The organism is Pseudomonas sp. (assembly GCF_049300855.1).
Taxonomy (GTDB): Bacteria; Pseudomonadota; Gammaproteobacteria; order Pseudomonadales; family Pseudomonadaceae; genus Aquipseudomonas.
Window position 1 is genome coordinate 1 of record NZ_JBAQKH010000025.1, and the last position, 24,706, is coordinate 24,706.

Genomic DNA, 24,706 nt, shown 5'->3' on the forward strand with positions numbered 1-24,706 from the left:
GAGCTTGCTCGCGAAAGCGGTTTAACATTCAACATTTCCGTTGTCAGTTATAACGCTTTCGCGAGCAAGCTCGCTCCCACAGTGTTTTGCACTATCAGCCGAATCTGCGTTCGATCAGAGACCGTAGCTCATCAGTCGATCGTAACGGCGCTTCAACAGCGCTTCGTTATCGAACTTCTTCAGCATCGCCAGTTGCGAGCTCAGCTCGGCACGGATCGATGCAGCCGCAGCGGCCGGATCACGGTGTGCGCCGCCCAAAGGCTCGCCAATCACCTTGTCGACAATGCCCAGGCCTTTCAGACGCTCGGCGGTGATACCCATCGCTTCAGCAGCATCCGGCGCTTTTTCCGCAGTTTTCCACAGAATCGAAGCGCAACCTTCCGGCGAGATCACCGCGTAGGTCGAGTACTGCAGCATGTTCAACTGATCGCAGACGCCGATGGCCAGTGCACCGCCGGAACCACCCTCACCGATAACGGTGGCGATGATCGGGGTTTTCAGGCGCGACATCACGCGCAGGTTCCAGGCGATCGCTTCGCTCTGGTTGCGCTCTTCAGCGTCGATGCCCGGGTAGGCGCCCGGAGTATCGATGAAGGTCAGGATCGGCATTTTGAAACGCTCGGCCATTTCCATCAGGCGGCAAGCCTTGCGGTAGCCTTCCGGACGCGGCATGCCGAAGTTGCGGCGTACCTTCTCGCGCACTTCACGGCCCTTCTGGTGACCGATGATCATCACCGGCTGATCTTCCAGACGGGCGATACCACCAACGATGGCGGCGTCGTCAGAGAAGTGACGGTCGCCGTGCAGTTCGTCGAACTCGGTGAAGATGTGCTGGATGTAGTCCAGGGTATACGGGCGTTTCGGGTGACGCGCCAGGCGTGCGATCTGCCAGCTAGTCAGCTTGCCGAAGATGTCTTCGGTCAGCGTTTTGCTCTTGTCCTGCAGGCGGGAGATCTCATCGCCGATATTCAGCGAATTGTCATTACCGACCAAGCGCAACTCTTCGATCTTGGCTTGCAGGTCGGCGATCGGCTGTTCGAAATCTAGAAAATTCGGGTTCATAGGCGTCCGTCTTGGGTCGTGTCCCAAATGAGCTTGGGCCGGCCGGTTGTCTATTCGCGCCCTACCTTAAGGGAGAGGCGCGCTGAGGTCGAGATTAAAAATTCAGGTTGCGGGCAAGCGCCATGATGGCACTCGCCGGTCAACGGTATTGGAGGAAGACGTTGTCTCGCCCGAACTGGTCACGCAGAGCCTGAATCAAGGCATCCGCCGGGTCGATTCGCCACGTCTCGCCAAACTGCAGCAAGGTCTTCGCATCCGGGCTGGTGTACTCCATGGTGATCGGGCATGCGCCGCGATGACGCTTGAGCAAATCACCCAACCAGCGTAGCTGATCGCCTTTCAGATCCTGGGTCTGCAGCTTCAGGCGCAGGCTCTCGGCCAGGTTGGTGCGCGCATCTTCCATGCTCATCACGCGCTTGACCCGCAGCTTCAGGCCGCCGGAGAAGTCGTCATTGCTGACCTCGCCTTCGACGACCACCATCGCGTCGGTCTGCAACAACGACTGCGCCGCATGGAACGATTCGGAAAACAGCGAGGCCTCGATGCGTCCAGAGCGGTCATCCAGGGTGATGAACCCCATCTTGTCGCCCTTCTTGTTCTTCATGACCCGCAGCGCAATGATCATGCCCGCGACGGTCTGGGTATCACGCGCCGGTTTCAGATCAATGATGCGCTGGCGGGCGAAACGACGGATTTCACCTTCGTATTCATCAATCGGGTGACCGGTCAGGTACAGGCCCAGGGTGTCTTTCTCCCCTTTGAGCCGCTCCTTGAGCGTCAACTCCTTGGCCTTGCGATGGTTGGCGTAAACGTCAGCGTCTTCTTCGACGAAGAGTCCACCGAACAGGTCCGAGTGCCCGCTGTCCTGAGTGCGTGCAGTTTGTTCGGCGGCCTTGATCGCCTCTTCCATGGCCGTCAGCAGCACCGCGCGATTGCGGTCGATGTTGGCTTGGTAGGCTTTTTGCTCATCGTGGAAGTACGGGCCAAGGCGATCCAGAGCGCCGCTGCGGATCAAGCCGTCGAGCGTGCGTTTGTTGATACGCTTGAGGTCGACCCGGGCGCAGAAATCGAACAGGTCCTTGAACGGCCCCGCCAGACGCGCCTCAGTGATCGCCTCAACCGGCCCCTCGCCTACGCCTTTGATCGCGCCCAGGCCATAGATGATCCGACCCTCATCGTTCACCGTGAACTTGAACTCCGAAGTATTCACATCCGGCGCGTCGAGACGCAGCTTCATGGTGCGAATTTCTTCGATCAAGGTCACGACCTTGTCGGTGTTATGCATGTCCGCCGACAGTACCGCGGCCATGAACGGCGCCGGGTAATGGGTTTTCAGCCAGGCGGTCTGGTACGACACCAAGCCGTAAGCAGCGGAGTGAGACTTGTTGAAACCGTAACCGGCGAATTTTTCCACCAGGTCGAAAATGTTACCGGCGAGGTCGGCGTCGATATTGTTGGTCTTGCAACCTTCAATGAAGCCGCCGCGCTGCTTGGCCATCTCTTCGGGCTTCTTCTTACCCATCGCGCGACGGAGCATGTCCGCACCACCGAGGGTGTAACCGGCCATGACCTGGGCAATCTGCATCACCTGTTCCTGATACAGGATGATGCCGTAAGTCGGCGCCAACACAGGCTTGAGGCCTTCGTATTGGTAATCGGAGTGCGGATACGCCAGCTCGGCGCGACCGTGCTTACGGTTGATAAAGTCGTCAACCATGCCCGATTGCAGTGGGCCCGGACGGAACAGGGCCACCAGTGCGATCAAGTCTTCCAGGCAGTCGGGCTTGAGCTTTTTGATCAGCTCTTTCATGCCTCGGGATTCAAGCTGGAACACCGCAGTGGTTTCAGCTTTTTGCAACAACGTATACGTAGGCTTGTCGTCGAGCGGGATGAACGCAATGTCCAACGGCGGCTCGTTGACCTTGGCCCGGTCGCGGTTGATGGTCTTCAGCGCCCAGTCGATCACCGTCAGCGTACGCAGGCCGAGGAAGTCGAACTTCACCAGGCCGGCCGCTTCAACGTCGTCCTTGTCGAACTGGGTTACCAGACCGTCACCGGCCTCGTCGCAATAGATCGGCGAGAAGTCCGTCAGCTTGGTCGGCGCGATCACCACACCACCGGCGTGTTTACCGACGTTACGCACGACGCCTTCGAGCTTGCGCGCCATCTCCCAGATTTCCGCGGCCTCTTCATCGACCTTGATGAAGTCACGGAGGATCTCTTCCTGCTCGTAGGCTTTTTCCAGGGTCATGCCGACTTCGAACGGAATCATCTTCGACAGACGATCCGCCAGGCCGTAGGACTTGCCCTGCACCCGCGCCACGTCACGCACCACAGCCTTGGCGGCCATGGAACCGAAGGTGATGATCTGGCTTACCGCGTTGCGCCCGTATTTCTCGGCCACGTAGTCGATCACGCGGTCACGGCCGTCCATGCAGAAGTCGACGTCGAAGTCGGGCATCGATACCCGTTCCGGGTTAAGGAAACGTTCGAACAGCAGGTCGTATTCCAGCGGGTCGAGGTCGGTGATCTTCTGCACGTAGGCCACCAGCGACCCGGCACCCGAACCACGACCCGGGCCTACCGGTACGCCGTTGCTCTTGGCCCACTGGATAAAGTCCATCACGATCAGGAAGTAACCGGGGAAGCCCATCTGGATGATGATATCCAGCTCGAAATTCAAGCGATCGACATAGACCTGACGCTTGGCTTCGTAGTCTTCGGTGGTGTCTTTGGGCAGCAGTACCGCCAGGCGTTCTTCGAGACCGTCGAAGGAGACTTTGCGGAAATACTCGTCGATGGTCATGCCATCGGGGATCGGGAAGTTGGGCAGGAAGTGCGTGCCCAGTTTGACTTCGATGTTGCAGCGCTTGGCGATCTCGACGGTGTTTTCGATCGCGTCAGGAATATCGCTGAACAGCTCGATCATTTCCTCGGCGCTTTTCAGGTATTGCTGATCGCTGTAATTCTTCGAACGCCGCGGGTCGTCGAGCGCGCGGCCCTCACCGATGCACACACGGGTTTCATGGGCGGCGAAGTCTTCCTGCTTGATGAAACGCACATCGTTGCTCGCAACCAGCGGCGCGCCGAGTTTGTCGGCCAGCGCTACGGCACCGTGCAACTGCTCTTCATCGTTAGGGCGATTGGTCCGCTGGATCTCCAGGTAGAAACGATCCGGGAACACCGTCATCCACTCGCGAGCCAAGGCCTCGGCTTCGGCCGGGTTGCCACTGATCATGGCCATGCCGATCTCGCCTTCTTTGGCGGCGGACAGCATGATCAAGCCTTCATTGGCTTCGGCAACCCACTGGCGCTCGACAATGATCATGCCGTTGCGCTGGCCTTCAATGAAGCCGCGCGAGATCAACTCAGTGAGGTTGCGATAGCCCTTGGCGTTCATCACCAACAGGCTGAGCCGGCTCAGCGGTGCGTCCGGATCCTTGTTCGACAGCCACAGGTCGGCGCCGCAGATCGGCTTGATGCCTGCGCCCATGGTGTTTTTATAGAATTTGACCAGAGAACACATGTTGTTCTGATCGGTGACCGCGACCGCCGGCATGTTCATGGCGGTCAGCGCCTTGACCAGCGGCTTGATCCGCACCAGCCCGTCGACGAGGGAGTATTCAGTGTGCAGGCGTAGATGAACGAATGAAGCCGGCATAGTGATCCTGTCCAGTTACATAGAGACAACAAGGCCCGGATTGTACCGGGCCTCGAACAAAACATCAGCCTTGCGACTAAACCTGCGTCAGACCTTCCAGCGCTTCATAAGCCTGACGCACCGGGGCAAACGAGCGTCGGTGAATCGGCGTCGGGCCAAGACGCACCAACGCTTCCAGATGAACGGGCGTCGGGTAGCCTTTATGGCCGCCGATGCCGTAACCCGGATAGATCAATTCGAAGGCAGCCATTTCGCGGTCGCGGCTGACCTTGGCCAGAATCGACGCCGCAGCAATCGCCGGCACCTTGCCGTCGCCCTGCACCACCGCTTCAGCACGCATCGGCAGTTGCGGGCAGCGGTTGCCGTCGATCATCGCCAGTTTCGGCTGAATATGCAGGCCGGCCACTGCGCGCTGCATGGCCAGCATGGTCGCGTGCAAGATGTTCAGCTCGTCGATTTCTTCGACTTCGGCGCGGGCGATGCACCAGCTCAGCGACTTCTCGATGATTTCGTCGTAGAGCTTTTCGCGCTTGGCTTCGGTGAGCTTCTTCGAGTCGTTGAGACCGAGGATCGGCCGGTTCGGATCGAGGATCACCGCCGCCGTCACCACTGCGCCGCATAACGGGCCACGACCGACCTCGTCGACACCGGCAACCAGTTCCTCAACTTCGGCGACCAGAGTGAAATCCAGGCCCATCTGCATGCTTGTCTTGCTCATCGTGTTTGACCGATCAGGTTAAGGACGGCGTCCGCCGCCTGATTCGAGGCGTCCAGCCGCAACGTGCGGTGGATCTCGTCGAAGCCACGGGTCTGTTCTTCACCACCGTCGATCAACGGGGACAGGGTCTGTGCCAGCGCTTCAACCGTCGCATCATCCTGCAACAGTTCCGGCACCAGCAGACGCTGAGCGAGCAGGTTCGGCAACGACACGTACGGGCTCTTGACCATGCGCTTGAGAATCCAGAACGTCAGCGGTGCCAAACGATAGGCGACGACCATCGGCCGTTTGTACAACAGCGCTTCAAGGGTGGCGGTGCCGGAGGCGATCAACACGGCGTTGCACGCGGCCAGAGCCAGATGGGATTTGCCGTCGAGCAAGGTCACCGGCAGATCGCGGCCGGCGAGCAACTCTTCAAGTTGCGCGCGGCGCTCGGCATTGGCGCACGGGATGACGAAACGCAGCCCCGGACGCATGGCGCGCAAGCGTTCGGCGGTATCGAGAAACAGCGCCCCCAGACGACCGACTTCGCCGCCACGGCTGCCCGGCATCAACGCCACCAGCGGGCCGTCAGGCAGGCCCAACTCGGCACGCGCTTCTGCGCGATCAGCTTGCAGTGGAATGGTATCGGCCAGCGTGTGACCGACGAACCGCACCGGCACGCCTTTTTCTTCGTAGAATTTTGCTTCGAACGGCAGCAACGTCAACATCAGATCGCAGCCTTCGCGGATCTTCAGCACACGCTTCTGACGCCATGCCCACACCGACGGGCTGACGTAATGCACGGTCTTGATCCCGGCCTGACGCAGCTTGAGTTCGATATTGAGATTGAAGTCCGGGGCGTCGATCCCGATGAACACGTCTGGCTTCTCGGCGATCAGTGTGGCGATCAGCTCCTTGCGGCGCTTGAGCAGCTCACGCAAACGGCCGAGGACTTCCACCAGGCCCATGACCGACAAGCGTTCCATGGGAAAGTAGGACGTCAGGCCTTCGGCCTGCATCAACGGACCACCGACGCCGATAAACTCGACCGCCGGATGCTGCACCTTGAGCGCGCGCATCAGACCCGCGCCCAAAATGTCACCGGAAGCCTCACCCGCCACCAGCGCAATACGCAGATTGGCCATGATCAGCGAGTGATGCCGCGAGTCGACGACTGGATGGAGTCACGGAATATCGCGACTTCCGGGAACTGCGCTGCCGGCTCAACCAGCTCAGCCAGTGCCTGCTCGACCGTCAGACCTTGGCGGTACACGGTTTTGTAGGCGCGACGCAGGGTGTGAATCGCGTCTTCGCTGAAACCGCGACGGCGCATGCCTTCGAAGTTCATGCTGCGCGCTTCGGCCGGGTTGCCGAACACGGTGACGAATGCCGGGACGTCCTTGCCGATGGCAGTGCCCATGCCGGAAAAGCTGTGGGCGCCAATGTGGCAATACTGGTGCACCAAAGTGAACCCGGAAAGGATCGCCCAGTCATCAACATGCACATGCCCAGCCAACGCCGTGTTGTTGACCAGAATGCAGTGATTGCCGATGACGCTGTCGTGACCTATGTGCGCGTAGGCCATGATCAGGTTGTGGTCGCCCAGCGTGGTTTCCGAGCGGTCCTGCACAGTGCCACGGTGAATCGTCACGCCTTCACGGATGACGTTGTGGTCACCGATCACCAGACGGGTTTCTTCACCCTTGTACTTCAGATCGGGCGTGTCTTCGCCTACCGAGGAAAACTGGTAGATACGATTGTGCTTGCCGATGCGGGTCGGGCCTTTGAGGATTACATGCGGCCCGATCACGGTACCCTCGCCGATTTCCACACCTGCGCCGATGATCGACCACGGGCCGACCTCGACGCCGTCAGCCAGTACGGCCGACGGATCGATGATTGCGCGAGGGTCAATCAAACTCATAGCTTGCGTTCCGCACAGATGATTTCAGCCGAGCAGACCGGCTTGCCATCGACCGAAGCCTGGCATTCGAACTTCCAGATCTGACGCTTGCAGCTGATGAACTTGGCTTCCAGGATCAACTGGTCACCCGGCAGCACCGGCTGGCGGAAGCGCAGCTTGTCGGAGCCGACGAAGTAGTAAAGCGTGCCGTCGGCAGGCTTCACGTCGAGCATTTTGAAACCGAGGATCCCGGCAGCCTGAGCCATCGCTTCGATGATCAGTACGCCCGGCATGATTGGATGCGCCGGGAAGTGACCATTGAAGAACGGTTCATTGATGCTGACATTCTTGTAGGCGCGAATGCGCTTGCCTTCAGTGTCCAGTTCCACCACCCGGTCCACCAGCAGGAACGGGTAACGGTGAGGCAGGTATTCGCGAATCTCGTTGATGTCCATCATTTCGGGGGGAAGCCTATGTAAAGATTGGGAGCGCGACTGACGCGCACTCCTCTAGCAAATCAAGGAGGCAGTCTAGAGGCTGTGCACACTTGATATGGAAATGGTATCAGCCATCTGATGAAGCATTGCCGTCAGGGGTCACTTCCCCAACGCGCTTTTCCAGCTGTTTCAAACGTCGCGCGATGTCATCGAGCTGACGGATGCGGGCCGCGCTTTTGCGCCATTCGGCCGCCGGTTGCATGGCTGTACCGGAAGAGTAGGCGCCCGGCTCGGTAATCGAGTGGGTCACCATGGTCATCCCGGTGAGGAAAACGTTGTCGCAAATATCAATGTGGCCAACCAGACCGACACCGCCGGCCAGCATGCAATGCTTGCCGATCTTGGTGCTGCCGGAGATCCCGACGCACGCCGCCATGGCCGTGTGATCACCGACCTGAACGTTGTGGGCAATCTGGATCTGATTGTCGAGTTTCACGCCATTACCGATCACGGTATCGGCCAGAGCGCCGCGGTCGATGGCGGTATTCACGCCAATCTCGACATCGTCGCCGATGGTCACACCACCGATCTGGGCGATCTTCTGCCAGATGCCTTTTTCGTTGGCGAAGCCGAAGCCTTCACCACCGAGCACAGCACCGGACTGAATCACTACGCGCTTGCCGATGCGTACGTCGTGATACAGCGTCACGCGAGGTGCAAGCCAGCCGCCTTCGCCGATTTCGCTGCGGGCACCGACGACACAATGCGCGCCCAGGGTCACTTGCGCACCAATTCGCGCACCGCTCTCGATCACCACAAATGGGCCGATGCTGGCGGTTGGATCAACCACGGCGTCAGGCGCAATGACCGCCGACGGGTGGATACCCGCAGAGGCTTTTGGCTTGGGATCGAACAGATGCGAGATACGCGCGTAAGCCAGGTAAGGATCAGGCACCACCAACGCATTACCGGCAAAACCTTCGGCATCGGCTTCTTTGAGCAACAGTGCTGCTGCCTGCGAGCCGGCGAGGTATTTGCGATATTGAGGGTTTGCCAGAAAGCTCAACTGAGCTGGGCCAGCCTCTTGCAAAGTGGCTAGCCCAGTTATTTGCGTCTCAGGGTCGCCACGCAGGGTGGCGCCGAGGAACTCGGCCAACTGGCCGAGTTTGATAGTCACGGTCATGGGTTACTTCAGCTGATTCATGCGCTCGATAACCTGGCGCGTGATGTCGTACTGAGGTTTGACATCGATGACTGCGCCACGCTCGAACACCAAGTCAAAACCACCTTTCTTGATGACTTCTTCCACTGCGCTATCCAGTTTCGGCTTCAGTTGCTTGAGCATTTCGCGGTCGGCAACAGCTTTCGCTTCGTTCAGCTCCTTGGACTGGAACTGGAAGTCACGGGCCTTTTGCTTGAATTCCAGCTCCAGACGCTCACGCTCGCCTTGCTGCATTTTGTCGCCACCGGCCATCAGACGATCCTGAATGCCCTTGGCGCTGCTTTCCAGCGTTTTCAGTTTGGTCAGTTGCGGACCGAACTTCTTCTCGGCATCCACGGCGTACTTCTTCGCCGCGTCGGATTCCAGCAGGGCCATCTGATAGTTCAGAACGGCAATTTTCATGTCGGCAAATGCCGGGCCTGCCACCATCAAGGAGGCCAGGAGAACCAATTGAGTCAACTTACGCACGATGCACTCCTACAAAATCCATTGTCGTTATCTTGGGTCAGACGCTTAGAACGTCTGGCCGAGGGAGAATTGGAACACTTGAGTTTCAGCGTCATCCGGTTTCTTGATCGGCATGGCCAACGCGAAGCTCAGAGGACCCAGAGCGGTAACCCAGGTCACACCCACACCGACGGAACTGGCCATGTTGCTCAGGCTGATGTCGTTGCACTTGGTGTTCGACGTCGAGCCGTTGGCATTGGTAGTGTCCTTGCACTGCGAGTCAAATACGTTACCCACATCCCAGAATACCGAAGTACGCAGGGAACGCTGATCCTTGACGAATGGCAGCGGGAACAGAACCTCGACACCACCTTGGATCAGGACGTTACCGCCGAACGGCAGTGGATCCTGGTCCGGGTCAGCCAGCGTACCCGGGTTGGTGCCTCGGCTTGGTGTACTGCGCGGGCCGAGGGTGCTGTCCTTGAAGCCACGAACCGAGTTGAAACCACCAGCATAGTAGTTTTCATAGAACGGCAAGCCGTCAGTCGAACCGTAACCGTCGCCATAACCCAGCTCGGTGTGCAGACGCAGGGTGTAATTCTCAGTGATCGGCTGGAACAGCTGACCACGGTAGTCAAGTTTGTAGAACGACAGGTCGCTGCCCGGAATGGTGGTTTCCAGGGTCAGGCTCTGGGAACGACCACGGGTCGGCAGTACGCCTTTGTTCAGGGTGGACTCGGACCAGCCGGCCGAAGCCTTGAAGTTCAGGTATTGATCGCCTTCCTGTTTAACGAAGTCAAAAATCTCGTCAACGGTGTAGGTACCGGTCTTGATCTTGTCCTGTTGCGCGGACAGACCGAAGGTCAGACGCGAAGTCTCGCTGATTGGATAACCAACGTTTACGCCGGCACCCAGGCTGTCTACCGCATAGCTTGCTACGTCGACGTCGAGGTCTTTGTAGTCAGTGGTGCGATAGAACGCGTTGTAACCCAGGCTCACGCCATCGGCGGTCCAGTACGGGTCAACGTAGCCGAAGTTGTAGCGGCTCTGGTATTCGCTTCGGGTCAGGCCGATGCTGACGCGGTTACCGGTACCGAGGAAGTTGTTCTGGGTAATCGAACCACCGAGGATCAGACCGGCGCTCTGGGCGAAACCGACGCTGGCGGTAATCGAACCGGAAGCCTGCTCTTCAACGCTGTAGTTCACGTCAACCTGGTCGTCGACACCTGGCACAGCCGGGGTTTCAACGTTGACTTCTTTAAAGAAGCCCAGACGCTCCAGACGGGTCTTGGATTGGTCGATCAGGTAGGTCGAAGCCCAGCCACCTTCCATCTGACGCATTTCACGACGCAGCACTTCGTCTTCCGACTTGGTGTTGCCACGGAAGTTGATGCGATTGACGTAGGCACGCTTGCCCGGATCGACAGCAAACAGGATGTCGACGGTGTGGTCATCATCGTGTGGCTGAGGGATGCCGTTGACGTTGGCGAAGGTGTAACCCTCGTTACCCAGACGACGAGTGATCAGTTCCGACGTGGTGGTCATCAGCTTGCGCGAGAACACCTGACCTTTCTGCACCAGCAGCAAGGACTTGACTTGATCTTCAGGGACTTTCAGGTCACCACTGAGTTTGACGTCACGGACGGTGTACTTCTCGCCTTCGGTCACGTTAACGGTGATGTAGACGTGTTTCTTGTCCGGGGTGATCGACACCTGAGTCGAGGCGATATCCATGTTGATATAGCCACGGTCCAGGTAGTAAGAGCGCAGACGCTCCAGGTCACCGGACAGTTTTTCACGCGCATACTTGTCGTCGTTCTTGAAGAACGACAACCAGTTGGTGGTTTTCAGTTCGAACAGGTCGGTCAGGTCTTCCTCGGGGAACACCGTGTTGCCTACCACGTTGATGTGCTGAATGGCGGCAACGGTGCCTTCGTTGATCTTCACTTTCAGACCCACGCGGTTACGCGGCTGCGATACCACTTCGGTATCGACGGTTGCCGAGTAGCGACCTTGCGCGACGTACTGACGTTGCAGTTCGTTACGCACGCCTTCGAGGGTGGCACGCTGGAAGATCTCGCCTTCGGCCAGACCGGATTGTTTGAGGCCCTTCATCAGGTCTTCAGTGGAGATCGCCTTGTTACCTTCGATCTCGATACTGGCGACGGATGGACGCTCGACAACCGTGATTACCAGAACGTTGCCTTCGCGGCCCAGCTGGATATCTTGAAAGAAACCGGTTTTGAACAACGCACGAGTGGATTCCACCAGGCGACGATCATCCGCCTGCTCGCCGACGTTCAACGGCAAGGCACCAAAGACACTACCCGCGGAGACCCGCTGGAGGCCATTGACGCGAATATCAGAGATAGTGAAGGACTCGGCGTGAACTTCGGCGATCATCAATACGGTGAGAACCGCAGTTAGCAGCAGACGTTTCATGAAGTCCTTTCTTATTCCAACTGGCAATAAACAAACTGCCGCAAAATGCGGCAGATTCGCAATTCAGCGAAGCGTTACAGTCGACCCAGATCGTTGACCAGAGCAAGCAACATCACCCCGACCACCAAACTGATACCGATCTGTATCCCCCAACCTTGCACCCGATCCGACAAGGGACGACCACGCGCCCACTCGATCAGATAAAACAACAAATGCCCCCCATCCAGTACAGGAATGGGCAGCAAATTCAGAACGCCCAGGCTAATACTCAGATAAGCAAGGAAATTCAGGAAATCAGCGACGCCCGACTGGGCAGAAGCGCCCGCCACTTTAGCAATGGTTATCGGTCCACTCAAGTTTTTTACCGAGAGCTCGCCGAAGAGCATTTTCTTCAGCGAATCGAGCGTCAGAATGCTCATGGTCCAAGTGCGACGGGCACCCTCGCCAATTGCGGCCAACGGCCCGTAACTGACCTCGCGAATCATCTCCGGCGGCCAGTCGACAGCTTTTACACCCGCGCCCAGATAACCACTCGGCGCCTTGCTTTCTCCGCGCGCCGCCAAGGTCACCGGGACGTCGATTTGAGCATTGTCACGCTCGATGCGCAGCATGATTTTGGTATCAGGACGCGTACGAACGGTATCAACCACTTGTTGCCAGTCATTCAGCGCCTGCCCATCGAGGGCCAACAGCCGATCACCGGTTTTCAGGCCAGCGGCCTGGGCCGGGCCTTTAGGATCAAGCTCAGCGAGCACCGGCGGCAAGGCCGGACGCCATGGGCGAATCCCCAGGGAGCGAATCGGATCCGGCTCGTCGGCGCCCTTCAGCCAGTGATCCAGTGCCAGCTCACGCGGCGAATCCGCCGTGGAGCCTTGTTCACGAACCATCAATTGCAAGGAACCGCTTTCACCGAGTCGACGCACCAACTGCAAATTGACAGCTGCCCACCCAGTGGTCGGTTCACCATCAATGGCAACGATCTCCTGACCGGCATTCAAACCGGCCTTGGCCGCAATACTGCCGGATTCTACAGCGCCGATGACCGGACGTACCTGCTCGCTGCCGAGCATGGCCAGCACCCAAAAAAACACCAGCGCCAAGAGAAAGTTGGCGATCGGGCCGGCGGCGACGATGGCGATGCGCTGACGAACGGATTTGCGATTGAAAGATTGATCAAGCTGATCGACCGGGACTTCGCCCTCACGCTCGTCGAGCATTTTGACGTAGCCACCCAGCGGAATCGCGGCCACCACAAACTCGGTGCCCTGCTTGTCGCGCCAGCGCAACAACGGCATGCCAAAGCCCACGGAAAAACGCAGAACCTTGACGCCACAGCGCCGCGCGACCCAGAAGTGGCCGAATTCGTGAAAGGTGACCAGCACACCCAAGGCGATCAGGGTGCCGGCAATCATATAGAGCGCGCTCATCTACTTTCTCCGCAATCCTGTTCAGTGCCGCGTGAAGCCATTGTGTTGCAAAACTTATCGGCCGTGACGACTCAGCCATTGCTCAGCCAAAACTCGCGCCTTGGCGTCGGCGGTGAACACCGCACTGAGATCACCCAGCGCAACGACCGGCTCGAGGTTCAGAACCTCCTCGATGATACTCGCGATTTCCAGGTAGCGAACCCGCCCGTCGAGAAACGCCGCTACCGCGACTTCGTTGGCCGCATTGAGCATGGCCGGAGCGCTATCGCCCGCCTCCGCCGCTTGACGCGCCAGGCGCAGGCACGGGAAACGCTGTTCATCAGGCGCTTCGAAGTCCAGACGCGCGATCGCAAACAGATCCAGGGGTGCCACGCCAGAGTCGATACGTTCCGGCCAGGCCAGGGCATTGGCGATCGGCGTGCGCATATCGGGATTACCCAGTTGCGCCAATACCGAACCGTCCACATAGTCGACCAGCGAATGGATCACACTCTGTGGATGGATCACCACCTCGACTTGCGACGGCCTGGCGTCGAACAACCAGCAGGCCTCGATCAACTCGAGCCCCTTGTTCATCATGCTCGCCGAGTCCACGGAGATCTTGCGCCCCATCGACCAGTTCGGATGTGCACAAGCCTGGTCAGGTGAAACATGCGCCAATTCAGCCATCGACGTCTGCCGGAAAGGGCCGCCAGAGGCTGTCAGCAAAATCCGACGCACGCCCACCGAGCTCAACCCGCGGGCGAAGTCCTGAGGCATGCACTGGAAGATCGCATTGTGCTCGCTATCGATCGGCAACAGCACTGAACCGCTCTTGCGCACCGCCTGCATGAACAGGGCGCCGGACATTACCAGCGCCTCCTTGTTGGCCAAGAGGATCTTTTTGCCTGCCTCGACGGCTGCCAAGGTCGGACGCAGCCCTGCTGCACCCACGATCGCCGCCATTACCGCGTCGACTTCCGGAGCGGAGGCAACCTGACACAGGCCCTCCTCTCCCACCAGTACGCGGGTCGACAAACCGGCAGCACGCAAATCGTCCTGCAGACCGCGCGCCGCGGCGACTTGCGGCACCACCGCAAATTGCGGCACATGGCGCACGCACAGGGCAAACAACTCACTCAAGCGAGTAAAGCCACTCAAGGCAAAAACCTGATAGCGCTCGGGATGACGTGCAATGACATCAAGAGTGCTCAGACCGATCGAACCGGTCGCACCCAGAACCGTAATCTGCTGTGGGCGACTCACGGTGCAGCCATCCACAACAACACTGCAAACACCGGAATCGCCGCGGTGAGGCTGTCGATGCGATCAAGTACGCCGCCGTGACCTGGCAGCAAATTACTGCTGTCCTTGATGCCGGACTGACGCTTGAACATGCTTTCCGTGAGGTCGCCGACAACCGAAATGAACACGATCAGCGCCGCACCGATCAAGCCTTTGAGCAACTCGGCAACGGTCCAGTCGCGCACCAGCCCGACGATTGCAGTAATCACCAGACTCAACGCCAGACCGCCGTAAACACCTTCCCAGCTCTTGCCCGGGCTGACCTGCGGCGCGAGCTTGCGCTTGCCGAAAGCACGGCCAGAGAAGTAGGCACCGATATCAGCACCCCACACCAGCACCATGACGGCCATGATCAGCCAGTTACCCAACGGATACTGTTTGATCTGCACCAGACCTTGCCAGGCCGGCAACAGGATCAGCAGGCCGATGACCAGCTTGGTCGCAGCACTCGACCAATGCTCGCTCGAACGCGGATAGCTCAGCACCAGATACGTCGCCACGGCCCACCAGAGCACCGCAGCACCCAGCACCCACGGCGCAAGCCCGGGCAGGATGTACATGACGAACAGCATCAGAGCGACGACGACGGCATAACCGACACGGAACGCCTGGCCGGTGAAGCCGGCAAGCCGCGCCCACTCCCACGCGCCCAGACTGACAACCAGCCCGATGAACAGCGCAAAACCGGAACCTTCGAGCAGGAAAAAACCGCACAAGGCGATCGGCAGCAGGATCAGCGCAGTGATGATTCGTTGTTTAAGCATTAAACCCGGGCTCCAGCTTCGATCTGCTCGCTCGTTTTACCGAAGCGACGCTGACGCGAAGCGAAATCGGCCAGCGCATTGCGCATGGCATCGTGTTTGAAGTCCGGCCAGAACAGGTCGGAAAAGTACAACTCGGCATACGCCAGTTGCCACAACAGGAAGTTGCTGATGCGGTGTTCTCCGCCAGTGCGGATACACAGATCAGGCAACGGCAGGTCGCCGGTCGCCAGACAGGTCTGCAGCAGATCCGGCGTGATGTCCTCCGGACGCAGATGCCCGGCCTGAACTTCACGCGCCAGGCGCTGTGCAGCTTGTGCGATATCCCACTGACCACCGTAATTGGCGGCGATCTGCAGAATGAAACGATTGGCGCCCGCCGTCATCGCCTCGGCTTCACGCATGGCTGCCTGAAGCTCGGGATGAAAGCGCGAGCGATCGCCAATGATGCGCAGGCTGATGTTGTTGTCGTTGAGGCGCTTGGCCTCACGACGCAATGCCTTGAAGAACAGATCCATCAAGGCACTGACTTCATCGGCCGGACGCTGCCAGTTTTCACTGGAAAACGCGAACAGGGTGAGCACTTCGACCTTGGCCTCAGCGCACACCTCGATCACCGCCCGCACAGCATCCACGCCCGCTTTATGCCCGGCGACACCTGGCATAAAGCGTTTTTTCGCCCAGCGATTGTTGCCATCCATGATGATCGCGACATGGCGCGGCACCGCGGACGGCGCAGTCTGCTTGGTCTTGTCCATTAAAAGCTCGAACCTTATACGGCCATCAGATCCGCTTCTTTTTGCTTGGTAGCCGTGTCGATATCAGCTTCAGCCTTGTCGGTGAGTTTCTGAATATCGGCAGCGGCACGACGCTCTTCGTCTTCGCTGATTTCTTTGTCCTTGACCAGCTTCTTCAGCTCACCCAAGGCATCACGACGGATGTTGCGCACGGCAACACGCGCGTCTTCGGCAGCGCTGCGCGCCTGCTTGGTGAAGCCCTTGCGGGTTTCTTCAGTCAGGGCAGGCATGGAGATCAGCAACAATTCGCCCAGGTTGGTCGGATTGAGGTTCAGACCCGCGCTCTGGATTGCCTTGTCAACCGCCGCGAGCATGTTGCGCTCGAACGCCACGACTTGCAGGGTGCGCGAGTCTTTTACGGTGATGTTGGCCACTTGGGTGATGGAGGTGTCTGCGCCGTAGTACGGCACCATCACGCTACCCAGGATGCTTGGGTGAGCCTTGCCGGTACGAATCTGGCCAAAGGCATGGGCCAAAGAGTCCAGAGATTTTTGCATGCGCTCTTGAGCGTCTTTTTTGATTTCGTTGATCATTGTTGACCTTCCTCGATCAGGGTGCCTTCAGCGCCGCCATGGACGATGTTCAGCAGGGCACCAGGCTTGTTCATGTTGAATACGCGCAGCGGCATCTTGTGGTCGCGGCACAGGCAAATAGCAGTCAGATCCATTACACCCAGCTTGCGATCCAGTACTTCATCATAAGTCAGATGATCGAACTTCTCGGCATGCGGGTCCTTGAATGGGTCAGCGGTGTAAACGCCATCGACCTTGGTCGCCTTGAGCACGACATCGGCGTCGATTTCAATGGCGCGCAGGCAGGCTGCCGAATCCGTTGTGAAGAACGGGTTGCCGGTACCGGCTGCGAAAATCACCACATCTTTGGAGTTCAGGTGGCGCATGGCTTTGCGGCGATCATAGTGATCGGTTACGCCAACCATGGAAATGGCCGACATCACGATGGCCGAGATATTGGCACGTTCCAGCGCATCGCGCATGGCCAGGGCGTTCATCACAGTGGCCAGCATGCCCATGTGGTCGCCTGTTACCCGATCCATGCCGGCTTTGCTCAATGCTTCACCGCGGAACAGGTTGCCACCGCCGATCACCAGACCGACCTGAACGCCGATGCCGACCAGTTGGCCGACTTCCAGCGCCATGCGGTCCAGTACTTTCGGATCGATCCCGAACTCTTCCGAGCCCATCAGGGCCTCGCCGCTAAGCTTGAGTAGAATGCGTTTATAGCGAGCCTGATAACCACTGCCCTGCTGAGCCATTGCGAATCTCTCCTGCGGCGTATTTAAAAATTCTTTGCGAGCTGTTTACAGCTGGCGTTCACTCTAGCTTGGCGCTGCTTCAGCGCCATCGGAACATGGCTTTGTAAGTCAGTTCCAAGTGGAAACCAATTAAAAATTGATAACCCCATCTGAAAAGAGGCTGCGCGCGTAAGCGGGCAGCCTCTTTCGGGCGACAGTTGAAAAACTGTCTTATTGCTTGGCGGCAGCCAGCTGGGCAGCAACTTCTTCAGCGAAGTTGTCGACCGGCTTCTCGATGCCTTCGCCTACTTTGAAGTAAGTGAAGGAAACGATTTCAGCACCGGCTTTCTTGGCCAGTTCGCCAACCTTGATTTCAGGGTTCTTGACGAACGCCTGCTCAACCAGGCTCGCTTCAGCCAGGAACTTGCTGATACGGCCTTTGACCATATTTTCAACAATGTTTTCTGGCTTGCCTTTGATTTTTTCTTCGTTCAACTGCAGGAACACAGCTTTTTCGCGTTCGATAGCTTCAGCCGAAACTTCCGATGGCAGCAGGAACTCAGGGTTGCTGGCCGCTACGTGCATAGCGATGTCTTTGGCCAGTTCAACGTTGCCGCCTTTCAGAACAACTGCAACACCGATCTTGTTGCCGTGCAGGTAGCCACCAACAACGTCGCCTTCTACGCGAACCAGACGACGGATGTTGACGTTTTCGCCAACCTTGCCGACCAGTACCAGGCGAGCAGCTTCTTGAGCTTCGATCAGCGGAGCAACATCAGTCAGCTTGTCAGCGAAAGCTTTTTCAATGCTTTGAGCAACGAATGCTTTGAAGTCGTCTTGCAGAGCGAGGAAGTCGGTCTGCGAGTTCACTTCCAGCAGAACAGCAGATTTGCCGTCTTCTTTCAGAGCGATGGCGCCTTCAGCGGCAACGTTACCAGCTTTTTTGGCAGCCTTGATTGCGCCCGAAGCACGCATGTCATCAATGGCTTTTTCGATGTCGCCGCCAGCCTTTTCCAGGGCTTTCTTGCAATCCATCATGCCTTCGCCGGTACGCTCGCGCAGTTCTTTAACCAACGCTGCAGTAATTGCTGCCATTTTCAAATTCCTCTTGGATAGGTTTTCAACCATTCCACCCGATTGAACGGGCGTTCAATTCTTCCCGAACCACCCTTGTTAGCTGCCGCACATTACAAATAGTGCCGCGGGCGCCGACAAATGGTTTTCGAGGTGGCAAAAAGGGGGCCAAGCCCCCTTTTTGCTTACTGAGTCAACGCCAGGGCGTCAATTACTCAGCTGCAGCCTGAGTTTCTTCAGCTGCGAATTCAACAGTACCGCCAGCAACATTGTTGCGACCACGGATTACTGCGTCAGCCATCGAACCCATGTACAGCTGGATAGCGCGGATTGCGTCATCGTTGCCTGGGATGATGTAGTCAACGCCTTCCGGGCTGCTGTTGGTGTCGACAACGCCGATTACCGGGATGCCCAGCTTGTTGGCTTCGGTGATCGCGATGCGCTCGTGGTCAACGTCGATCACGAACAGTGCGTCTGGCAGACCGCCCATGTCCTTGATGCCGCCCAGCGAACGATCCAGCTTTTCCAGGTCACGGGAGCGCATCAGCGCTTCTTTCTTGGTCAGCTTGGCGAAAGTACCGTCTTCGGCTTGAACTTCAAGGTCACGCAGACGCTTGATGGAAGCACGAATGGTTTTGAAGTTGGTCAGCATGCCGCCCAACCAGCGGTGATCGACGTACGGCGAACCGCAACGTGCTGCTTCTTCAGCAACGATCTTGCCAGCGGAACGCTTGGTGCCGACGAACAGAATCTTGTTTTTGCCCTGGGCCAGACGCTCTACGAAAGTCAGAGCTTCGTTGAACATTGGCAGGGTTTTTTCAAGGTTGATGATGTGAATCTTGTTACGCGCGCCGAAAATGTACTTACCCATTTTCGGATTCCAGTAACGGGTTTGGTGACCGAAGTGCACACCGGCCTTCAGCATATCGCGCATATTGACTTGGGACATGATAGTTCCTTAATAAGTCGGGTTTGGCCTCCACGTATCCCAATGACCAACCAGTGGCATAAAGCCAAAAGCACCCAGGTCATCGTGTCGACACGTGTGTGGATTTAAGCTTTTCGGGGTATCCCCGGAAAGCGGCGCATTTTATACCACAGGGTGCGCAGAAACGGAACACGGAATCTGTAATCGCACCAAGGACATGGGCGCAGCCCCCTTGGAATCGGCTCCGGGCGCACCATTGTATAGAGAGAAGCGATGCACGCGGGCGCTGAATTGCGCCGTGCGTCTGTTAGAATCGCGTTTTTCAGGGTCGCCAATCGAACGCCCGCCACCCTATTCGTATCAGTAAGCGCCGCCGAGCGCAGAGAGAGCCTGTATGACCGTCAACCTCAAAACTCCCGAGGACATCGCTGGCATGCGTGTCGCCGGCAAACTGGCCGCCGATGTGCTGGAAATGATTGCCGAACATGTCAAACCAGGCGTCACCACCGACGAACTGAACCAGATCTGCCATGACTACATCGTCAACGTGCAGCAAGCCATCCCAGCCCCGCTCAACTACAAGGGCTACCCGAAGTCGATCTGCACCTCGATCAACCACGTGGTCTGCCACGGCATCCCGAACGACAAGCCGCTGAAAAACGGCGACACCCTGAACATCGACGTGACCGTGATCAAGGACGGTTACCACGGTGACACCAGCCGCATGTTCCACGTCGGCGAAGTCCCGGTATGGGCCGAGCGTCTGTCGCAGATCACCCAGGAATGCATGTACAAGGCGATCGAGATCGTCAAACCCGGCTGCCGCCTCGGTGACATCGGCGAAGTGATCCAGAAGCACGCGGAAAAGAACGGCTTCTCGGTGGTTCGCGAGTTCTGCGGTCACGGCATCGGCAAGGTTTTCCACGAAGAGCCGCAGATCCTGCACTACGGCCGTGCCGGCACCGGCATGGAACTGAAAGCCGGCATGACCTTCACCATCGAACCGATGATCAACCAGGGCAAGGCCGACACCAAAGTTCTGGGCGATGGCTGGACCGCGATCACCAAGGACCGCAAGCTTTCGGCCCAGTGGGAACACACCCTGCTGGTCACCGACACCGGTTACGAGATCTTCACCCTGCGCGCCGACGACACCATCGCGCGCGTCTCGGCCTGATCCACTCAACGCTCCCAGCCTTATAGAAGGAAAGCCAATCGATGCCGCAGGTGGATCCCGAACTCTTTGACCGCGGCCAGTTCCAGGCTGAGCTGGCCTTGAAAGCGAGTCCTATCGCCGCGTTCAAGAAGGCGATCCGCCAGGCTCGCGAGGTCCTCGACGCGCGTTTTCGCAGTGGCCGCGACATCCGCCGCCTGATCGAAGACCGCGCCTGGTTCGTCGACAACATCCTGCAAAAGGCCTGGGAGCAGTTTAACTGGAGCGAAGACGCCGACATTGCGCTGGTTGCGGTCGGCGGCTATGGCCGCGGAGAGTTGCACCCGTATTCCGACATTGATTTGCTGATCCTGCTGGACAGCGCCGATCACGAAGTTTTCCGTGATTCCATCGAGCGTTTTCTGACGCTGCTGTGGGACATCGGCCTGGAAGTTGGCCAGAGCGTGCGCTCGGTCGATGAATGCGCCGAAGAAGCCCGCGCCGACCTCACCGTCGTCACCAACCTGATGGAAAGCCGCACCATCTGCGGCCCCGAGCGTTTGCGTCAACGCATGCTCGACGTCACCAGCACCGCACATATGTGGCCGGCCAAGGAGTTCTTCCTGGCCAAACGCGCCGAGCAAAAGGCCCGTCACCACAAGTACAACGACACCGAATACAACCTGGAACCCAACGTCAAAGGCTCGCCGGGCGGCCTGCGCGATATCCAGACCATTTTGTGGGTGGCCCGTCGTCAGTACGGCACCCTGAACTTGCGCGCCCTCGCCGGCGAAGGCTTTTTGGTCGAAAGCGAAAACGCCCTGCTCGCCTCTTCCCAGGAATTCCTCTGGAAAGTGCGCTATGCCCTGCACATGCTCGCCGGCCGTTCGGAAGACCGCTTGCTGTTCGACCATCAACGCACCATCGCCGGTTTGCTCGGCTTTGAAGGTGACGATGCCAAGCAGGCCGTCGAAAACTTCATGCAACAGTATTTCCGCGTGGTGATGAGCATTGCCCAGCTCAGCGACCTGATCATCCAGCACTTCGAGGAAGTCATCCTCGCCCCGGAAGACGAAGCCCCGCCGCAGCCGATCAACTCGCGCTTCCAGCTGCACGACGGCTATATCGAGGCGCGCAACGACAACGTGTTCCGCCGCACGCCGTTTGCCATGCTCGAGATCTTCGTGCTGATGGCTCAGCAGCCGGAAATCAAAGGCGTGCGCGCCGACACTATTCGTCTGCTGCGGGAAAACCGTCATTTGATCGATGACAACTTCCGCAACGATATTCGCAACACCAGCCTGTTCATCGAGCTGTTCAAGTGCAAGATCGGCATCCACCGCAACCTGCGCCGGATGAACCGTTACGGCATTCTCGGGCGTTACCTGCCGGAGTTCGGCTTCATTGTCGGGCAGATGCAGCACGACCTGTTCCACATCTATACGGTCGATGCGCACACGCTGAACCTGATCAAGCACCTGCGCAAATTGCAGTACACCCAGGTCTCGGAGAAATTCCCGCTGGCCGCCAAGTTGATGGCCAAACTGCCCAAGCCCGAACTCATTTACATGGCCGGCCTGTACCACGACATCGGCAAGGGTCGGCATGGCGATCACTCGGAAATCGGCGCGGTCGATGCCGAGGCGTTCTGCCAGCGCCATCAGTTGCCAGTGTGGGACAGCCGCCTGATCGTCTGGCTGGTGCAAAACCATCTGGTGATGTCGACCACCGCGCAGCGCAAGGACCTGTCCGACCCACAGGTCATTCACGATTTCGCCCAGGCCGTTGGCGATGAAACCCGCCTCGACTATCTGTACGTGCTGACCGTGGCCGACATCAACGCGACCAACCCGACACTGTGGAACTCATGGCGCGCCAGTCTGTTGCGCCAGCTCTACACCGAGACCAAGCGCGCCTTGCGTCGCGGTCTGGAAAACCCGGTGGATCGCGAAGAGCAGATCCGTCAGACGCAAAGCGCGGCGCTGGATATTCTGGTGCGCGGCGGCACTGATCCGGACGATGTCGAGCAATTGTGGGCGCAACTGGGCGATGACTATTTCCTGCGGCACACCGCCGGTGACGTGGCCTGGCACAGCGATGCGATCCTGCAGCAGCCGGCCGATGGCGGCCCACTGGTGCTGATCAAGGAAACCACGCAACGCGAGTTCGAGGGCGGTACGCAGATTTTCATTTATGCACCGGACCAGCACGACTTCTTCGCCGTGACCGTGGCAGCGATGGATCAGCTCAACCTGAACATTCACGACGCCCGGGTTATCACCTCGAGCAGCCAGTTCACCCTCGACACCTACATCGTGCTCGACACCGATGGCGACTCGATTGGCGACAATCCGACGCGGGTCAAACAGATTCGCGAAGGCCTGACTGAAGCGCTGCGCAACCCGGACGATTACCCGACAATCATCCAGCGCCGTGTGCCGCGCCAGCTCAAACATTTCGCCTTTGCGCCGCAGGTGACGATCCATAACGACGCGCAACGGCCAGTGACCGTACTCGAGCTGACCGCGCCTGACCGCCCGGGACTGCTGGCGCGGATCGGCGGGATTTTCCTCGAGTTCGACCTGTCGCTGCAGAACGCCAAGATTGCGACCCTGGGCGAACGGGTGGAAGACGTGTTCTTCATCACCGACGCGCACAATCAGCCGCTGTCCGATCCGCTGCTGTGCAGCCGTTTGCAGGATGCAATTGTTGAGCAGTTGAGCGTCAATCAGGAACCGGATATCAAACTTTCACGCATCAGTATTTGATGGCGCCCTCCAATTCAAACGCTTTGCACGAGACCCTGCACCAATGAACAACGCTCTGAACCAGCTCCAGCCGTACCCGTTCGAAAAGCTCCGCGCCCTGCTCGGCACCGTGACGCCAAACCCGGACAAGCGCCCGATCGCCCTGTCGATCGGCGAGCCGAAACACCGCTCGCCGAGCTTTGTCGCCGAAGCGCTGGCCAACAGTCTGGATCAGATGGCGGTATACCCGACGACGCTGGGGATCCCGGCCCTGCGTGAAGCCATCGCCGGCTGGTGCGAGCGTCGCTTTGGCGTACCGAGCGGCTGGATCGACCCGGCGCGCAACGTGCTGCCGGTCAACGGTACCCGTGAAGCGTTGTTCGCGTTCACCCAGACCGTGGTCAACCGTGGCGACGACGCACTGGTGGTCAGCCCGAACCCGTTCTATCAAATCTACGAAGGCGCGGCGTTTCTCGCCGGGGCCAAGCCGCACTATCTGCCGTGCCTCGACGAGAACGGCTTCAACCCGGATTTCGATGCCGTTGCGCCAGACACCTGGAAGCGCTGCCAGATTCTGTTTTTGTGCTCGCCAGGCAACCCGACCGGCGCGCTGATTCCGGTCGAGACCCTGAAAAAACTGATCGCCCTGGCCGACGAATACGACTTCGTGATCGCCGCCGACGAGTGCTACAGCGAGCTGTACTTCGACGAACAGACTCCGCCGCCGGGCCTGCTGACTGCCTGCGTTGAATTGGGCCGCAAGGATTTCAAACGCTGCGTAGTGTTTCATAGCCTGTCCAAGCGCTCCAACCTGCCGGGCCTGCGCTCCGGTTTTGTCGCAGGCGATGCCGACATCCTCAAAGGCTTCCTGCTGTATCGCACCTACCACGGCTGCGCGATGCCGGTACAAACGCAGTTGGCCAGCGTTGCCGCGTGGAACGACGAAGTTCACGTGCGCGCCAACCGCGCGCTATACCGGGAAAAATTCGATGCAGTGCTGGAAATTCTCAGCCCGGTGATGGATGTGCAGCGCCCCGATGGCAGCTTCTACCTGTGGCCGAGCGTGCAAGGTGATGATGCCGCGTTCTGCCGCGATCTGTTTGAGCAGGAGCACGTGACCGTGGTGCCGGGTTCTTACCTGTCCCGTGATGTCGATGGCGTCAACCCGGGCGCTGGCCGTGTACGTATGGCGCTGGTTGCGCCGCTGGCAGAGTGCGTCGAAGCTGCCGAACGGATTCGCGACTTCCTGATTCGCCACAAGTAATCTCCGCCTGCCCGTGCCGGGCAATCCGGCACGGGTGCTACAAAAGACCATCTCGCCGCTCTATTTTTTTATATTCAACTTCTATATAGCCCCGTCGTTATCATCAAGCGCGCGCACTCCACCCCATTTCACAGCCCAAACCAAA

At 58.5% G+C, this 24,706-nt stretch carries 20 protein-coding genes; 3 read left to right on the forward strand and 17 right to left on the reverse strand.

What is annotated here, in order from left to right; translation table 11 throughout:
• Positions 1–114: 114 nt before the first annotated feature.
• The 17 genes from WA225_RS08705 to rpsB all read right to left on the reverse strand — a co-directional run bounded on the left by WA225_RS08705 (position 115) and on the right by rpsB (position 19,418).
• Complete coding sequence (locus tag WA225_RS08705) at positions 115–1,062, reverse strand: acetyl-CoA carboxylase carboxyltransferase subunit alpha (RefSeq protein ID WP_158960639.1); 948 nt, start codon at positions 1,060–1,062, stop codon at positions 115–117.
• 139 nt (positions 1,063–1,201) lie between these two features.
• Positions 1,202–4,723 carry a DNA polymerase III subunit alpha gene (gene dnaE / locus WA225_RS08710; protein ID WP_422607635.1) on the reverse strand — a complete coding sequence of 1,174 codons (3,522 nt, stop codon included), beginning with the start codon at positions 4,721–4,723 and terminating at the stop codon, positions 1,202–1,204.
• Positions 4,724–4,799: 76 nt separating this feature from the next.
• Entirely contained in the window at positions 4,800–5,426 is a 627-nt protein-coding gene (rnhB, locus tag WA225_RS08715) for a ribonuclease HII (RefSeq protein ID WP_007908845.1), read from the reverse strand.
• Between the two features lie 11 nt (positions 5,427–5,437).
• A complete protein-coding gene (gene lpxB, locus WA225_RS08720) occupies positions 5,438–6,568 on the reverse strand; it encodes a lipid-A-disaccharide synthase (RefSeq protein WP_422607636.1) in 1,131 nt (376 codons plus the stop codon).
• A 2-nt stretch (positions 6,569–6,570) separates the two neighbouring features.
• On the reverse strand, positions 6,571–7,347 hold the full coding sequence (gene lpxA / locus WA225_RS08725) for an acyl-ACP--UDP-N-acetylglucosamine O-acyltransferase (protein WP_064393182.1): 777 nt from the start codon (positions 7,345–7,347) through the stop codon (positions 6,571–6,573).
• Positions 7,344–7,784 (reverse strand): 3-hydroxyacyl-ACP dehydratase FabZ, encoded by a 441-nt coding sequence (gene fabZ / locus WA225_RS08730; RefSeq protein ID WP_003222142.1) that lies wholly within the window; start codon positions 7,782–7,784, stop codon positions 7,344–7,346. Before fabZ ends, lpxA begins: the two co-directional genes overlap by 4 nt.
• Positions 7,785–7,890: 106 nt before the next feature.
• On the reverse strand, positions 7,891–8,946 hold the full coding sequence (gene lpxD / locus WA225_RS08735; protein ID WP_422607637.1) for a UDP-3-O-(3-hydroxymyristoyl)glucosamine N-acyltransferase: 1,056 nt from the start codon (positions 8,944–8,946) through the stop codon (positions 7,891–7,893).
• A gap of 3 nt (positions 8,947–8,949) precedes the next feature.
• Entirely contained in the window at positions 8,950–9,453 is a 504-nt protein-coding gene (locus tag WA225_RS08740; protein WP_007908849.1) for an OmpH family outer membrane protein, read from the reverse strand.
• 45 nt (positions 9,454–9,498) lie between these two features.
• On the reverse strand, positions 9,499–11,874 hold the full coding sequence (gene bamA, locus WA225_RS08745) for an outer membrane protein assembly factor BamA (protein WP_422607638.1): 2,376 nt from the start codon (positions 11,872–11,874) through the stop codon (positions 9,499–9,501).
• Positions 11,875–11,948: 74 nt separating this feature from the next.
• A complete protein-coding gene (gene rseP / locus WA225_RS08750; protein WP_422607639.1) occupies positions 11,949–13,301 on the reverse strand; it encodes a sigma E protease regulator RseP in 1,353 nt (450 codons plus the stop codon).
• A 54-nt stretch (positions 13,302–13,355) separates the two neighbouring features.
• Positions 13,356–14,546 (reverse strand): 1-deoxy-D-xylulose-5-phosphate reductoisomerase, encoded by a 1,191-nt coding sequence (gene ispC, locus WA225_RS08755; protein ID WP_422607640.1) that lies wholly within the window; start codon positions 14,544–14,546, stop codon positions 13,356–13,358.
• The gene (locus WA225_RS08760; protein ID WP_422607641.1) at positions 14,543–15,349 is read right to left on the reverse strand and encodes a phosphatidate cytidylyltransferase; all 807 of its coding nucleotides are present in this window, start codon (positions 15,347–15,349) and stop codon (positions 14,543–14,545) included. Before WA225_RS08760 ends, ispC begins: the two co-directional genes overlap by 4 nt.
• Positions 15,349–16,104, reverse strand: a complete 756-nt coding sequence (gene uppS, locus WA225_RS08765; RefSeq protein ID WP_064120741.1) for a polyprenyl diphosphate synthase — start codon at positions 16,102–16,104, stop codon at positions 15,349–15,351. Before uppS ends, WA225_RS08760 begins: the two co-directional genes overlap by 1 nt.
• A gap of 14 nt (positions 16,105–16,118) precedes the next feature.
• On the reverse strand, positions 16,119–16,676 hold the full coding sequence (gene frr, locus WA225_RS08770) for a ribosome recycling factor (protein WP_007908855.1): 558 nt from the start codon (positions 16,674–16,676) through the stop codon (positions 16,119–16,121).
• The gene (gene pyrH, locus WA225_RS08775; RefSeq protein WP_003222124.1) at positions 16,673–17,416 is read right to left on the reverse strand and encodes a UMP kinase; all 744 of its coding nucleotides are present in this window, start codon (positions 17,414–17,416) and stop codon (positions 16,673–16,675) included. Before pyrH ends, frr begins: the two co-directional genes overlap by 4 nt.
• 210 nt (positions 17,417–17,626) lie before the next feature.
• Positions 17,627–18,490: a translation elongation factor Ts gene (gene tsf, locus WA225_RS08780; RefSeq protein ID WP_422607642.1), complete on the reverse strand. Its 864-nt coding sequence runs from the start codon at positions 18,488–18,490 to the stop codon at positions 17,627–17,629.
• Positions 18,491–18,680: 190 nt separating this feature from the next.
• On the reverse strand, positions 18,681–19,418 hold the full coding sequence (gene rpsB / locus WA225_RS08785; RefSeq protein ID WP_003222119.1) for a 30S ribosomal protein S2: 738 nt from the start codon (positions 19,416–19,418) through the stop codon (positions 18,681–18,683).
• Between the two features lie 373 nt (positions 19,419–19,791).
• Here rpsB and map point away from each other — a divergent pair, with 373 nt between their 5' ends.
• Genes map through dapC form a run of 3 tightly spaced genes read left to right on the forward strand, consistent with a single transcriptional unit; the run spans position 19,792 to position 24,561 of the window.
• Complete coding sequence (gene map / locus WA225_RS08790) at positions 19,792–20,574, forward strand: type I methionyl aminopeptidase (RefSeq protein ID WP_422607643.1); 783 nt, start codon at positions 19,792–19,794, stop codon at positions 20,572–20,574.
• Between the two features lie 41 nt (positions 20,575–20,615).
• Positions 20,616–23,318, forward strand: a complete 2,703-nt coding sequence (locus WA225_RS08795; RefSeq protein ID WP_422607644.1) for a [protein-PII] uridylyltransferase — start codon at positions 20,616–20,618, stop codon at positions 23,316–23,318.
• 43 nt (positions 23,319–23,361) lie between these two features.
• Complete coding sequence (gene dapC, locus WA225_RS08800) at positions 23,362–24,561, forward strand: succinyldiaminopimelate transaminase (RefSeq protein WP_422607645.1); 1,200 nt, start codon at positions 23,362–23,364, stop codon at positions 24,559–24,561.
• Positions 24,562–24,706 lie beyond the last annotated feature (145 nt).